The following is a 13,482-nucleotide window of genomic DNA, read 5'->3' on the forward strand; positions in this document are numbered from 1 at the left end:
AGAGCTCTCCTGAAATTAGTGCGAAGGCAGACCGACGCTGGCGATCTCTTCTTCCGTTAACGGGCGATATTCGCCTGGCGCCAGGTCGGGATCGAGTTCAATCGCACCAATCCGCTCACGATGCAGGCCAACAACGCGGTTCCCCACGGCGGCAAACATACGTTTCACCTGATGGTAACGCCCTTCGCTGATGGTCAGACGGACTTCGGTCGGCGTGATTACCTCAAGCACGGCGGGTTTGGTCAGATCTTTTTCATTATGCAGCTGAACGCCTTTCGTGAATTGCTCTGCCGTGTCATCCGACACCGGCGACTCCAGCGTGACCAGATAGGTTTTCTCGCAGTGGTGACGCGGGGAAGTAATGCGATGCGACCACTGCCCGTCGTCGGTCATCAGCACCAGACCCGTGGTGTCGATGTCGAGACGGCCTGCGGCGTGCAGCTTGTGCGCCACCGGTTCGTCGAGGAAATAGAGCACCGTCGGGTGATCCGGATCGTCCGTCGAGCAGACGTAGCCTTCCGGCTTATTGAGCATGAAGTAGCGCGGACCGTGCTGCTGGGTCAGCGGATTGCCGTCATACTCCACCTGATGGTCAGGTTGCAGTTTGAACGCGCTGTCTCTCACAATGTCGCCATCCACGGTAACGCGGCTGGCGCGAATTTCGCGCCCGGCAATAGCGCGGCTTACGCCGAGTTGCTGAGCGATAAACTTATCAAGTCGCATGAAATCTTTTTAGCCTTAATGGTGCTGGAAGTCGGACAACGGGTCCGAAAAAAGAAGCAGTCTGGAACGGTTCAGTATAATGGTCTGGTTGCGCCACTCAAGGGAAAAAGTTTCGTGGCATACTATGTGCGGAATAACGAAACCGAGACCCCATGACTTTTACACTTCGTCCCTATCAGCAGGAAGCCGTTGACGCCACCCTCGCCTGGTTCCGTAAACACCGCGAGCCAGCGGCGATTGTGCTCCCGACCGGCGCAGGCAAAAGCCTGGTCATCGCCGAACTGGCGCGTCTGGCGCGCGGTCGCGTTCTGGTGCTGGCGCACGTCAAAGAGCTCGTCGCGCAAAACCACGCCAAGTATTGTGCGCTTGGGCTGGAAGCCGATATCTTCGCCGCCGGGCTGAAGCGCAAAGAGAGCCACGGTAAAGTGGTCTTTGGCAGCGTGCAGTCGGTGGCGCGCAATCTGGACCTGTTTCGCAGCGAATTTTCGCTGCTGATTGTCGACGAATGCCACCGCATCAGCGACGACGACGACAGCCAGTACCAGCAAATCCTGGCCCACCTGAAAGCGGTGAACCCTGACCTGCGCCTGCTGGGCCTGACGGCGACCCCGTTTCGTCTGGGGAAAGGCTGGATCTATCGCTACCATTATCACGGCATGGTGCGCGGCGATGACAAGGCCCTGTTTAGCGACTGCATTTACGAACTTCCGCTGCGCTACATGATTAAACATGGCTACCTGACGCCGCCTGAACGGCTGGATATGCCGGTGGTACAGTACGATTTCAGCCGTCTGCAGGCGCAGAGCAACGGCTTATTCAGCGAAGCGGATCTCAACCAGGAGCTGAAAAAGCAGAAGCGTATTACGCCGCATATCATCAGCCAGATAGAGGAGTTCGCCGCGACGCGCAAAGGGGTGATGATCTTTGCCGCCACCGTTGAGCACGCGCGAGAAATCACCGGGTTACTGCCCTCCGGCGACGCGGCGTTAATCACCGGCGAGACGCCCGGCCCGGAGCGCGACAGCCTGATTGACGCGTTTAAGGCCCAGCGGTTCCGCTATCTGGTTAACGTGTCGGTATTGACCACCGGCTTTGACGCCCCGCACGTCGACCTGATCGCCATTTTGCGCCCGACCGAATCGGTCAGTCTGTATCAGCAAATTGTTGGCCGCGGCCTGCGTCTGGCCCAGGGAAAAACCGACTGCCTGATTCTGGATTATGCCGGTAACCCGCACGATCTCTATACGCCTGAAGTCGGCGCGCCAAAAGGGAAAAGCGACAACGTGCCCGTGCAGGTCTTTTGCCCTGCCTGCGGGTTTGCCAACACCTTCTGGGGAAAAACCACCGCCGACGGTACGCTGATCGAACACTTTGGCCGCCGCTGTCAGGGCTGGTTTGAAGATGATGACGGGCATCGCGAGCAGTGCGATTTCCGTTTCCGCTTTAAAAACTGCCCGCAGTGCAACGCCGAAAACGACATTGCCGCGCGCCGCTGCCGGGAATGCGACACGGTGCTGGTTGACCCGGACGACATGCTGAAAGCGGCGCTAAAGCTGAAAGATGCGCTGGTGCTGCGCTGTTCCGGCATGGCGCTGCAGCCCGGCGCCGATGAAAAAGGTGAGTGGTTAAAAATCACCTATTACGACGAAGACGGGGCGGACGTCAGCGAGCGCTTCCGGGTCCAGACGCCTGCTCAGCGAATGGCCTTCGAACAGCTGTTTATCCGCCCGCACACCCGAACGCCGGGCGTCCCCCTGCGCTGGATAACCGTGGCCGATATCGTGCGCCAGCAGGTGCTATTGCGCCATCCGGATTTTGTCGTCGCCCGTAAGAAAGGCCAGTTCTGGCAGGTGCGCGAGAAACTCTTTGACTACGAAGGTCGCTTCCGTCGCGCCAACGAATTGCGCGGTTAGCGGGACTTTTCATTGATGTGAGGGGCATTTGAGTATAAAATGCCGCCCGCTTCACATCCGTGAGGCAGAACACTCGCCTGCTGCTGGGTCGCCTGTAGCAGGGTTTTAAATACAGAGAGAAATCAATGTTCACTATCGAAGCAGAAGTACGTAACGTGCAGGGTAAGGGTGCGAGCCGCCGCCTGCGTAACGCTAACAAGTTCCCGGCTATCGTTTACGGTGGCGAAGCTGCTCCAGTTGCAATCGAACTGGATCACGACAAACTGTGGAACCTGCAGACCAAAGCTGAATTCTACAGCGAAGTTCTGACCATCGTTGTTGGCGGTAAAGAAGAAAAAGTGAAAGTTCAGGCTGTTCAGCGTCACCCGTTCAAGCCAAAACTGTCTCACATCGACTTCGTTCGCGCGTAATCGCAAACACGTCGAAAAAAAACCCCGCTTCTGCGGGGTTTTTTTATGGCTGTTATTTCCCGCCCGAGGTGCGGCGCTGAAGCTGATCGCGCAGGTTCGGCGGCGTGCCTTTAATGGTCAGCGTATCGGTGGCCGGATCCCAGAAGATGCGTTCACCCAGCAACATCGCGTCAAAGTTGATGGTTAACCCGCCGCCGCTGCCGGCAAACTTGGTTAACTGACGCAGCGTACTGCGGTCCGCCGGGAAGCTCTCTTCCAGTTCATAGCCTTTTTCAGCCGTAAATTCCTGGAAGCTGACTTCGCTGACGCCGGCCAGCTCTTTTGAGAGGGACTCCAGCTCGATCTCCTCCCCTGCTTGCAGCTGTTCGTTGCAGTAGCTGTAGACCTGCTGACGCACGGTCTGGCGCTCAGATTTATCGAGCTGCGCTTCTGCCGTGAAGTCATCAACCGCCTGGAGCAGCCCTTTGTTCTGCGCTTTGGCGTTGAGACCTTCGCTGGCACCGAGGAAATCCATAAAGAAATCCGCCACTTTGCGGCCCACGCGCCCCTTCAGGAATGTCAGGTAGCGGGTCGACTCCGGGTTGGTTTCCCATTCGGTCAAATCAATGCGCGCCACGATATCCGCATGGTTGATATCCAGATAATGCGTTGAGCTGATATCCAGCTGCTCGTTCACGCGCATGCTGCTTAAGTTATTCAGCACGGTAACCAGCAGATACTCTACTGCCAGATAGCGGTAGTGGCAGAACAGCACGATCCCGCCGTCGGCGAAAGGATATTTCGCCAGCTCGTCGCGCAGTCGCCCGGTTGCGGCGCGGCTAAACGCCAGAAAATCCTCTTCGCCCTGACGCTGCAGGCGCAGGCTATCAGCCAGTTCACTCTCTTCGCTGAACAGGCCATAGGCTTTATTTTTGGCGCTGTAGACGCGATGCAGCTCTGCCATCATCTCCACAACGGTCGCCGTGGGTTCCAGTAACGAATCGCGCAGCACCACTTCAAGGGTTTGCTCATCACGCTTGATAAGCTGGTGCAAGGCAATCTGGTTGATTTCCAGACTCATGATAAACTCTCCTTTTAGACCGGGCGGTATTCAACCACCACCAGGACATGTGTGCAACAACAGATAAAAAAGGGGAAAAAAAGCTGTTGCTACGGTAATATGTTGCCCTTTCATCAACAAACTGATTTTGATTTATGCCACAACATTCCCGCTACAGTGATGAACACGTTGAACAACTGCTCAGTGAGCTGGTCAACGTACTGGAAAAACATAAAACGCCGACCGATCTCTCCCTGATGGTTTTGGGAAATATGGTCACCAACCTGATTAACACCAGCGTTGCTCCGGCTCAGCGTCAGGCGATCGCAAAATCGTTCGCCCAGGCTTTACAGTCGTCCGTCAGCAACGACCCGGCCCATTAAGGGATACGAACAACAGTTTATGGTGACGAATCGTCAGCGCTACCGTGAAAAAGTCTCCCAGATGGTCAGCTGGGGGCACTGGTTTGCCCTGTTCAACATTCTGTTGGCGACGGTCATTGGCTGTCGTTATCTGTTTGTCGCAGACTGGCCAACAACGCTCACCGGGCGTATCTACTCCTGGATAAGCGTTGTCGGTCACTTTAGCTTTTTGGTTTTCGCCACCTATCTGCTGATCCTGTTCCCCTTGACGTTTATCGTCATGTCGCAGCGTCTGATGCGATTCTTGTCCGCCATCCTTGCGACGGTGGGGATGACGCTGCTGCTTATCGACAGTGAAGTGTTCACCCGCTTCCACCTGCATCTCAACCCCATCGTCTGGGAACTGGTGATTAACCCCGACCAGAACGAAACGGCCCGTGACTGGCAGCTGATGTTTATCAGCGTCCCGGTGATCCTGTTGATTGAGATGCTGTTTGCCACCTGGAGCTGGCAAAAACTTCGCAGTCTGACCCGGCGACGCCATTACGCGAAGCCCGTCGCCGCGCTCTTCTTCATCTCCTTTATCAGTTCGCACATCATGTATATCTGGGCGGATGCGAACTTTTATCGCCCGATTACCATGCAGCGCGCTAACCTGCCGCTCTCATATCCGATGACGGCCCGTCGCTTCCTCGAGAAACACGGCCTGCTTGATGCGCAGGAGTACCAGCGCCGTCTGGTCGAACAGGGTAACCCGGAAGCCGTCAGCGTTCAGTATCCGCTGAGCGATCTGCACTACCGCGATATGGGGCGCGGGCAAAACGTCCTGCTGATCACCGTCGATGGCCTGAACTATTCCCGCTACGAGAAGCAGATGCCTGCGCTGGCCGATTTCGCCAGTAAAAACGTCTCGTTTACTCAGCACATGAGCTCCGGTAACTCAACCGATGCGGGTATCTTTGGCCTCTTCTACGGCATTTCTGCCGGCTACATGGACGGCGTACTGTCTACCCGCACGCCAGCGGCGCTGATCACCGGGCTGAATCAGCAAGGCTATCAGTTAGGGTTGTTCTCCTCCGACGGCTTTAACAGCCCGCTCTACCGCCAGGCGCTGCTGTCCGATTTCTCACTGCCGACGGCACAAAAACAGTCCGACGCGCAGACCGCCAGCCAGTGGATAAACTGGCTGCAGCGCTACGCCCAGGAAGATAACCGCTGGTTCTCATGGGTTGCCTTTAACGGCACAACGCTCGCTGACAGCAATAAGAATGACTTTGCGCGCCGCTACGGCCGCGCGGCTGGCGATGTTGATGCGCAGATAGGCCGCGTGCTTGATGCGCTTCGCGAGTCGGGCAAGCTGGACAACACCGTGGTGATCGTGACCGCGGGTCATGGTGTGCCGCTAGGTGACGAGACGAAGAGTATGAGCTGGTCTCGTCCGAATCTGCAGGTTCCGCTGGTGATCCACTGGCCAGGCACGCCGGCGCAGCGCATCAATATGCTCACCGAGCATAAAGATGTGATGACTACCCTGATGCAACGCCTGCTGCACGTCAGCACGCCAGCAAACGAGTATTCGCAGGGGCAGGATCTCTTCAGCGCCGCGCGCCGCCACAGCTGGGTGACGGCTGCGGGGAATAACACGCTGGTGGTGACCACGCCGAAGCTGACGCTGGTGCTGAACAGCAACGGGAATTATCAGACGTATAACCTGCAGGGTGAACGGTTGAAAGACCAGAAACCGCAGCTGAGCCTGCTGCTGCAGGTCCTGACGGATGAGAAGCGGTTTATCGCTAACTGATTAATAATAAACCAGTTAGCGACGGATTCCCTTGCATTCAAAACGGAATCGAGTAGTATTCTTTTTATGCGTCGGCACGTAGCGCAGCCTGGTAGCGCACCGTCATGGGGTGTCGGGGGTCGGAGGTTCAAATCCTCTCGTGCCGACCAAAATTATTATCAAAACCAGCCTTTTACGGCTGGTTTTTTTATGCCATTTCGTCAGGTGTTTTTCGCAGATAAACCAACGTCGCCAGACAAATCACCGCCCCGGCATAGAAGGTATACTGCGCACCAAACGTCTCCCAGATTGCTCCTGCTCCCAGGCTGGCGACTAATAACCCCACGCCGCTGACAAGACTAAAAATACCGTAGGCGGTACCGCGCAGATCCGCGGGCGCGGTTTTCGCAATCATTGCCGCCAGCAGCCCCTGGGTCATGCCCATATGTATCCCCCAAAGCGCAACGCCTAAAATAATGCCTGCCCAGTGGGTGCTCAGCGCCAGCACAATGTCCGCGCCAATCAGCACCACCAGCCCCCACTGCAGTAATCGGGTGTGGCTCATCACGTCGGATAACTTGCCAAACGGATAGGCAGAGAGGAAATAGAGCAGATTCATGGCAACCATCACCAGCGGGATCAGCGCCAGCGGCACACCCGACTGCTGAGCACGAAGGACAAGAAATGCTTCGCTGAAACGTGCGAGCGTGAAGATGGCCCCCAGGCCAATGACCCACCAGCAGCCTTTCCCGAGGCGCCTGAGGTTCTCTCTTTTGATGGGATTTGTTCGTTTATGTTCGACAGGGGCTTTAGGCTCATGCAGGCCGAAGAAAAGCAAGGCAACGGCGAGTACGCCGGGGATCACCGCAATCCAGAAAATGGTGCGGAAATCATCATTCCACAGCAGCATTAAGCCTACGGCCAGCAGCGGCCCGAGAAAGGCGCCAATGGTGTCCATCGACTGACGCAAACCAAAGGCCGCGCCGCGGAGTTCCGGCGGCGTAACGTCAGCGACCAGCGCATCGCGCGGCGCCCCCCGGATCCCCTTCCCTACCCGGTCGATTAAACGTGCCCCAAGAATCATGCCGGAGGAAGAGGCAATAGCAAACAACGGTTTACTCAATGCGCCAAGACCGTAGCCCAGAACAGCCAGCCCTTTACGTTTGCCCAGATAATCACTGATTGCGCCGGAAAACACTTTGATAAACAGCGCAGTGGCCTCGGCCAGACCTTCAATCAAACCAATGAAAATCACGCTGGCACCCAGCGTCGTGACCATAAACAACGGCAGCAGACTGTGAATGATCTCCGAGGAGATATCCATCAACATGCTGACGCCACCCACAACCCAGACTCCTTTCGGGATCCGGCTGAGCGTTGCAAACCGGGATAACATTGCGCATCTCCTGCTTTATGTCGAACAATCTTGTTCGAAACAGAATATCCTGGAAATGCGAATAAAAATCATCTGATATAAAAAAAGCCAGCCCGCAGGCTGGCTTCATTCTCTGGGTGAATGCTTAGCGCTTCTCACGTCCACCCAGGAAGAAAATGCCCAGCGGGATGGCCAGCAGAACGGTGAACACCAGGCTGTAGACGAAGATCATCGCCGATTGCAGGACATACATACTGGTTGTCCAGGCAGAGAGGGGGATATTGTACTGTTCGATCACACCAACAATGGTTGCCCGCCCCACGCACGCGGCAGCAATCATAAACACGACCAGCAGCGCCAGGAGGAATTTGCGGCCTTCAGGTGTTTTCAGTTTTGCACGAACCATCTCTCTTCCCTTTTACAGATGAATAACATTATATAAGGTCTAAAATAACACGAACTGGCACTCGACTCCACATCAGCATAAAAAACCACTAAACAGGATATTTAAGAGCGCATAACGCTAGCTATAGTGAAAATGTAAGTAAATAACACCATTCATTCATAGTTGTTATGTTAACCTGCGCAGGATCGTTTTGACATAAAGGAATGACAATGAAAAACGCACCTAAATTTGCCATCGCCCTCATCGCCGCCGCGTGCGTCAGCAGCAGTGCTTTCGCCAGCGAAACCCCAAAAGAGCAGCCGCTGGAAAAAGTGGCTCCGTACCCGCAGGCGGACAAAGGGATGAAGCGTCAGGTGATCCAGCTGCCGGTTCAGCAGGATGAAGCGAACTTCAAAGTGGAACTGTTGATTGGCAAGACGCTGGAAGTGGACTGCAACCAGCACCGTCTGGGCGGTCAGCTGGAAAGCAAAACCCTGGAAGGCTGGGGTTACGACTATTACGTCTTTGATAAAGTGACCTCTCCGGTCTCCACCATGATGGCCTGCCCGGACGGCAAAAAAGAGAAGAAATTTGTGACGGCTTATCTGGGCGACAAAAGTCTGCTGCGCTACAACAGCAAGTTGCCGATCGTGGTCTATACGCCTGAAAACGTGGAAGTGAAGTATCGCGTGTGGAAGGCGGACGAGAACGTCGGTCAAGCGGTAGTACGTTAAAAATAAGTCGGGTGGCGGCTTCGCCTTACCCGACCCGGAAAGGGTGCGCTCTGGTGCCCTCACCCCAACCCTCTCCCACCGGGAGAGGGAGAAAACACTAAAAACGGTAACGGATGTTACCGTTTTGCTTTGACCTTACAGCGCGATATCCGCAACCGGTTTGTTTTCCGGCTGAGGCTTCAGCTCCGCTTTTGGCGCAGCATCCGCAGCCTGCGGCTTGATGTATTGCAGCTGCAGTACGCGGCTGGTGTATTCCAGCTCCTGCTCCGTCGCGCTCACGTTGCCGTTCAGCTTCGTGCCGTAGGATGGAATAATAGTTTTCAGCTTCGCCTGCCATTCCGGACTGGCGACTTTATCTTTAAACACTTTTTCCATCAGGTGCAGCATGATTGGCGCAGCGGTAGACGCGCCCGGTGACGCACCCAGCAGCGCGGCGATGGTACCATCCTTATCGCTCACCACTTCGGTACCCAGACGCAGCACGCCGCCCTCTTTCGGATCGCGCTTGATGATCTGTACGCGCTGACCCGCCTGCCACAAACGCCAGTCTTCTTTCTTCGCCTGCGGATAGTACTCTTTCAGCGCCTCGAAACGGTCGTCGTCAGAGAGCATCACCTGGCTAATCAGATATTTCACCAGGTCGAAGTTATCCAGACCCACGTCCATCATCGGTTTGACGTTAGAAGTAGTTGTGGCGCTGAGCAGATCCCACAGGGAGCCATTTTTCAGGAACTTCGTGGAGAAGGTTGCGAACGGCCCAAACAGCACCACGCGTTTGCCGTCAAGCATACGGGTGTCGATGTGCGGAACAGACATCGGCGGTGCGCCAACGGAAGCCTGACCGTACACTTTTGCCAGATGACGGTTCACCACTTCCGGGTTATCGGATACCAGGAACTGGCCGCCCACCGGGAAGCCCGCGTAGTCGTCCGCTTCCGGAATACCGGACTCCTGCAGCAGCTTCAGCGCCGCGCCGCCCGCACCGATAAAGACAAACTTCGCCTTGATGACGTGCTCGGCTTCGTTGTTTTTCAGATCGGCAACGGTCACGCTCCAGCTGTTATCCGCGTTGCGCTTGAAACCGCGCACTTCGGTGCTGAGCTGCAGGTTGAAGTTCTCTTTTTTCTTCAGAGACGTCACCAGCTGACGGGTAATTTCGCCGTAGTTAACGTCGGTACCAATTTCGGTACGGGTCGCCGCCACTTTCTGGTTCGGGTCACGACCTTCCATGACCAGCGGAGCCCACTCTTTAATCTGCGCGTGGTCTTCAGAGTATTTCATCCCGCGGAACAGCGTGCTCTGCTGCAGAGCGGCGTAGCGCGCGCGCAGGAAGTTAACGTTCTGCTCACCCCAGACAAAGCTCATGTGCGGTACGGTGTTGATGAAGGAGTGCGGGTCGTGCATTACGCCGCTGTTGACCTGATGAGACCAGAACTGGCGAGAAACCTGGAATGCTTCGTTGATCTCTACCGCCTTCTCGATACTAATGGAACCGTCCTTTTTCTGCGGCGTATAGTTCAGTTCCATGAGTGCCGAATGTCCGGTACCGGCGTTATTCCATCCGTTCGAACTCTCCTGCGCCACGCCATCAAGGCGCTCGACCATGGTCATAGACCAGTCCGGCTGCAGTTCTTGCAGATAGGTTCCCAGCGTGGCGCTCATGATACCGCCACCAATTAAAAGGACGTCCGTTTCCTGCTCTTTTGGTGCGTCAGCTTTCGCCGCCATGGAGACGGTGTTAAGCCCCACGGCCAGAGAAAAGAGCATGGCAGTCATTTTTTTCATAATTTATGCCTTAGTGTAAAAGTGCTTGATGCGTGGAAATTGCAGGTGAAAAAAGCTGCGGGGGCACGGTAACAACTTTTAAATATTGTTTAAAGGTTACGAAATTATTGTAATTGTGAAATTTAATGATGGATTGTTTGTGAGGAATTATCGATGCGTCTGGTAAAGCGCGGTTTTACTGGCTAGTATGTTGCGTTTTGTGATCGCGCGCACGGAAGCCTGCCCTAACCAGCGAACTGTTATGTCCTTACCCCATTCTGCCGTATCCCCCGAAGATCGCGTAGCCAACGTGCTGCGTTCCCCAAAGCAGCTGACGCGTGAAACGCTGGCAGGCGTAATTACCGCCCTGGCGCTGATCCCCGAGGTTATCTCGTTTTCGGTGGTGGCGGGCGTTGACCCGAAGGTCAGCCTGATCGCCTCCGTGGTGCTGTGTCTTGCCCTGTCTGTACTCGGTGGTCGCCCGGCGATGGTCACGGCCGCGGCCGGTTCCGTGGCGCTGGTCATTGGCCCTATGGTGCATCAGCACGGCGTACAGTACATTCTTCCTGCCGTGCTGATGGCGGGCGTGATTCAGATTCTGTTTGGCGTGCTGGGCATGGCAAGGCTGATGCGCTTTATTCCCCAGTCGGTCATGACGGGGTTTGTTAACGCCCTGGGCATTTTGATCTTCTTCGCTCAGGTGCCGCATTTCTGGAGCCGAAGCCCGCTGATTGTGGGCCTGTTCGCGCTGACGCTGCTGATCGTGCTGTGGGTGCCGCGCTATCTCAAAAGCATCCCTTCCCCGCTGATTGCGATTGTTGTGCTTACCGTGTTCACCGTTTCAACCGGTCAAATCCTGCCGACCGTGGGCGATGAAGGCTCCATGAGCGGCGGTTTACCAGGTCTTACCGAACTTCTGGTCCCTCTCAATGTACAGACGCTGAGCATTATCTGGCCGTGCGCGTTGAGCATCGCGTTTGTCGGCCTGCTGGAATCCCTGCTGACGGCAAAGCTGGTGGATGAGCTGACCGCGACACCGTCAGGTAAACGCCGCGAAAGCATTGGATTAGGCGTCGGCAATATTCTGGCCGGATTTTATGGCGGTATTGCAGGCTGCGCGATGATTGGGCAAACCATCGTCAACGTGGAGATGGGTAAAGGTCGAAGCCGCATTTCAACCTTTGCGGCGGGCATCGTGCTGCTGATCCTGGTGACGGCGCTCAGCGACGTGATGGCCAAAATCCCGATGGCGGTGCTGGCGGGTATCATGGCGATTGTCGCCGTCAAAACCTTCAGCTGGCACAGCCTTCAGCCAGCCACGGTGAAAACAGCCCCGATTGCAGAAACGGTCGTCATGCTGGTCACCGTAGCCGCCACGGTATCAACCGGCAATCTGGCGATTGGCGTGTTGGGCGGGATTATCGTCATGGCACTCCTCCCCGCCCGCATTAAGCGTCGGCTTAAAGAAGAAAAACCGTCGCCAGCCCAAGAAAAATAAAGAAACCGCCGGTATCGGTGATGGCGGTGATCATCACGCTCGACCCCACCGCGGGGTCCCGCCCCAGTTTGGTCATCGTCAGCGGGATAATCACCCCCATTATCGACGCTACCAGTAGGTTCAGCACCATCGCCAGCATCATCACGCCGCCCAGGGCCATATCGTCGTACAGCCACCAGGTGATGCCGCCCATAATCCCGCCCCACACCAGGCCGTTAATTAGCGCGACGCCCATCTCTCTAAAAATGAGCCACGAAAAGTTACCTGGCTGAATATTTTCCAGCGCAAGGGCGCGAACGATCATGGTTATAGTTTGGTTTCCGGTGTTACCACCAATCCCTGCGACAATCGGCATCAGCGAGGCCAGCGCCACCAGCTGTGAAATGGTGTGTTCAAAACCGTCAATCACCCGGGAGGCGATAAACGCGGTACAGAGGTTAATGGCCAGCCACGCCCAGCGCGTTTTCACCGCCTTGCCGACGGAAGCGTGTACATCGTCTTCCGCGCTGATCCCGCCGAGCGCACGCAGGTCGTTATCGGTTTCTTCGTAGACCACATCAACGATCTCATCGATGGTCAGACGCCCCATCAGTTTGCCGACAGAATCCACGACGGCGGCACTGACGAGGTCGTCACGTTCGAAGGTACGCGCCGCTTTCTCCGCATCGTCTTCCGGGGAGAAAACCATCGGCTCGTTTTCCATCACCTCGCTCACCTTCCGCTGGGTGCTATTGAGCAGGATAGTTTTCAGCTCCAGTTCGCCGAGCAGGGTTTTATCCCGGGAGGTGACGAACAGCTTATCGGTGTTGTCCGGCATCTTGCCCAGTCGACGCAGGTAGCGCTGCACGGTGCCGAGCGTCACGTCCGGTCGCACCGTGATAACGCCGAACTCCATGATCGCGCCGACGCTGTTTTTCTCGTAGTGCATCACCTGACGCACGCGCGCCCGCTCCTCCGCAGGCAGCGACGCCAGCAGGCGACCGGTCAGGTTTCGCGGCAGGTGCTGAACGAGGTAAATCTGCTCGTCGATATCCAGGGTTTGCACAGCGTCGAGAATGTCCCGGTCGCTCATCTCGTCGATCAGGTCGTCCCAGACGTTTTCAGAGGCCTCAAGCAGCACCTGCCCGCGCTCGTGATCCTGCACCAGACGCCACAGGGCGTGGCGTTCTTCCGAGGGAAGCGCCTCAAGGGTATCCGCCAGATCCGGCGGAGGTAAATGAGCAACCAGCGCACCTACCTCAGCAATATCGTCGGCCAGGGTGCCGACATCATATTGCTCAGCCAGGGTGAGTTTGCCTAATAGCGTAGAAGTGACCGCTTTATCGGTCGTGAGAAGCCAGATGAGTCGCGCGCGCTCCTGGTCACGCTGCCTGGCGCTGTTTTTCTTTAATACCGACATCAATCATAAATCCATTAAATGAGTTGGGGTTAAGCATAGCGCGGGGATATGTAAATAAGAATAAACAACGGGGCGGGATGGAGAAAAAAGCGGCATTACG

General features: G+C 56.0%; 12 protein-coding genes and 1 tRNA gene. 7 read left to right on the forward strand and 6 right to left on the reverse strand.

The window, feature by feature from the left end:
• Positions 1–15: 15 nt before the first annotated feature.
• Positions 16–723, reverse strand: a complete 708-nt coding sequence (gene rsuA, locus GVO84_RS15355) for a 16S rRNA pseudouridine(516) synthase RsuA (protein WP_159514585.1) — start codon at positions 721–723, stop codon at positions 16–18.
• Between the two features lie 152 nt (positions 724–875).
• On the opposite strand from rsuA, the gene GVO84_RS15360 reads away from it, so the two are divergent.
• Together GVO84_RS15360 and rplY are read left to right on the forward strand one after the other, a co-directional pair.
• Positions 876–2,636, forward strand: coding sequence for a DEAD/DEAH box helicase (locus GVO84_RS15360; protein WP_159514586.1), 1,761 nt, complete (start codon positions 876–878; stop codon positions 2,634–2,636).
• Between the two features lie 125 nt (positions 2,637–2,761).
• The gene (gene rplY / locus GVO84_RS15365; RefSeq protein WP_029740955.1) at positions 2,762–3,046 is read left to right on the forward strand and encodes a 50S ribosomal protein L25; all 285 of its coding nucleotides are present in this window, start codon (positions 2,762–2,764) and stop codon (positions 3,044–3,046) included.
• A gap of 52 nt (positions 3,047–3,098) precedes the next feature.
• Here the strand turns inward: rplY and yejK are convergent, their stop codons facing one another.
• Positions 3,099–4,106 carry a nucleoid-associated protein YejK gene (yejK, locus tag GVO84_RS15370; protein WP_008500957.1) on the reverse strand — a complete coding sequence of 336 codons (1,008 nt, stop codon included), beginning with the start codon at positions 4,104–4,106 and terminating at the stop codon, positions 3,099–3,101.
• A gap of 134 nt (positions 4,107–4,240) precedes the next feature.
• Here yejK and GVO84_RS15375 point away from each other — a divergent pair, with 134 nt between their 5' ends.
• The 3 genes from GVO84_RS15375 to GVO84_RS15385 all read left to right on the forward strand — a co-directional run bounded on the left by GVO84_RS15375 (position 4,241) and on the right by GVO84_RS15385 (position 6,397).
• Positions 4,241–4,468, forward strand: coding sequence for a YejL family protein (locus GVO84_RS15375; protein WP_008500958.1), 228 nt, complete (start codon positions 4,241–4,243; stop codon positions 4,466–4,468).
• 19 nt (positions 4,469–4,487) lie between these two features.
• Positions 4,488–6,248 carry an LPS biosynthesis-modulating metalloenzyme YejM gene (yejM, locus tag GVO84_RS15380; RefSeq protein ID WP_159514587.1) on the forward strand — a complete coding sequence of 587 codons (1,761 nt, stop codon included), beginning with the start codon at positions 4,488–4,490 and terminating at the stop codon, positions 6,246–6,248.
• Between the two features lie 72 nt (positions 6,249–6,320).
• A tRNA-Pro gene (locus GVO84_RS15385) sits at positions 6,321–6,397 on the forward strand.
• A 38-nt stretch (positions 6,398–6,435) separates the two neighbouring features.
• Here GVO84_RS15385 and GVO84_RS15390 read toward each other — a convergent pair.
• The gene (locus GVO84_RS15390) at positions 6,436–7,623 is read right to left on the reverse strand and encodes an MFS transporter (protein WP_159514588.1); all 1,188 of its coding nucleotides are present in this window, start codon (positions 7,621–7,623) and stop codon (positions 6,436–6,438) included.
• Between the two features lie 124 nt (positions 7,624–7,747).
• On the reverse strand, positions 7,748–8,008 hold the full coding sequence (locus GVO84_RS15395) for a DUF2534 family protein (protein WP_063143759.1): 261 nt from the start codon (positions 8,006–8,008) through the stop codon (positions 7,748–7,750).
• A gap of 209 nt (positions 8,009–8,217) precedes the next feature.
• On the opposite strand from GVO84_RS15395, the gene eco reads away from it, so the two are divergent.
• Positions 8,218–8,721 (forward strand): serine protease inhibitor ecotin, encoded by a 504-nt coding sequence (gene eco, locus GVO84_RS15400; RefSeq protein ID WP_159514589.1) that lies wholly within the window; start codon positions 8,218–8,220, stop codon positions 8,719–8,721.
• Between the two features lie 135 nt (positions 8,722–8,856).
• Here eco and mqo read toward each other — a convergent pair whose 3' ends face one another.
• Complete coding sequence (gene mqo / locus GVO84_RS15405) at positions 8,857–10,506, reverse strand: malate dehydrogenase (quinone) (protein WP_032646585.1); 1,650 nt, start codon at positions 10,504–10,506, stop codon at positions 8,857–8,859.
• A 187-nt stretch (positions 10,507–10,693) separates the two neighbouring features.
• Between mqo and GVO84_RS15410 the strand changes: the two genes are divergently transcribed.
• On the forward strand, positions 10,694–11,983 hold the full coding sequence (locus GVO84_RS15410) for a SulP family inorganic anion transporter (RefSeq protein WP_159514590.1): 1,290 nt from the start codon (positions 10,694–10,696) through the stop codon (positions 11,981–11,983).
• On the opposite strand, the gene mgtE is transcribed toward GVO84_RS15410, so the two are convergent.
• The gene (mgtE, locus tag GVO84_RS15415; RefSeq protein ID WP_159514591.1) at positions 11,946–13,382 is read right to left on the reverse strand and encodes a magnesium transporter; all 1,437 of its coding nucleotides are present in this window, start codon (positions 13,380–13,382) and stop codon (positions 11,946–11,948) included. The two genes, GVO84_RS15410 and mgtE, sit on opposite strands and share 38 nt — an antisense overlap.
• Between the last annotated feature and the right edge of the window lie 100 nt (positions 13,383–13,482).

Source organism: Enterobacter sp. SM3, from assembly GCF_009811935.2.
GTDB classification, from domain to species: domain Bacteria; phylum Pseudomonadota; class Gammaproteobacteria; order Enterobacterales; family Enterobacteriaceae; genus Enterobacter; species Enterobacter asburiae_D.

Coding starts and splice junctions, on each gene's coding strand:
- GVO84_RS15390 (WP_159514588.1), bottom strand. CDS start 7,623: ATGTTATCCCGGTTTGCAACGCTCAGCCGGATCCCGAAAGGAGTCTGG.
- GVO84_RS15410 (WP_159514590.1), top strand. CDS start 10,694: ATGTTGCGTTTTGTGATCGCGCGCACGGAAGCCTGCCCTAACCAGCGA.
- mgtE (WP_159514591.1), bottom strand. CDS start 13,382: ATGTCGGTATTAAAGAAAAACAGCGCCAGGCAGCGTGACCAGGAGCGC.
- GVO84_RS15395 (WP_063143759.1), bottom strand. CDS start 8,008: ATGGTTCGTGCAAAACTGAAAACACCTGAAGGCCGCAAATTCCTCCTG.
- yejK (WP_008500957.1), bottom strand. CDS start 4,106: ATGAGTCTGGAAATCAACCAGATTGCCTTGCACCAGCTTATCAAGCGT.
- eco (WP_159514589.1), top strand. CDS start 8,218: ATGAAAAACGCACCTAAATTTGCCATCGCCCTCATCGCCGCCGCGTGC.
- rsuA (WP_159514585.1), bottom strand. CDS start 723: ATGCGACTTGATAAGTTTATCGCTCAGCAACTCGGCGTAAGCCGCGCT.
- yejM (WP_159514587.1), top strand. CDS start 4,488: ATGGTGACGAATCGTCAGCGCTACCGTGAAAAAGTCTCCCAGATGGTC.
- GVO84_RS15360 (WP_159514586.1), top strand. CDS start 876: ATGACTTTTACACTTCGTCCCTATCAGCAGGAAGCCGTTGACGCCACC.
- GVO84_RS15375 (WP_008500958.1), top strand. CDS start 4,241: ATGCCACAACATTCCCGCTACAGTGATGAACACGTTGAACAACTGCTC.
- rplY (WP_029740955.1), top strand. CDS start 2,762: ATGTTCACTATCGAAGCAGAAGTACGTAACGTGCAGGGTAAGGGTGCG.
- mqo (WP_032646585.1), bottom strand. CDS start 10,506: ATGAAAAAAATGACTGCCATGCTCTTTTCTCTGGCCGTGGGGCTTAAC.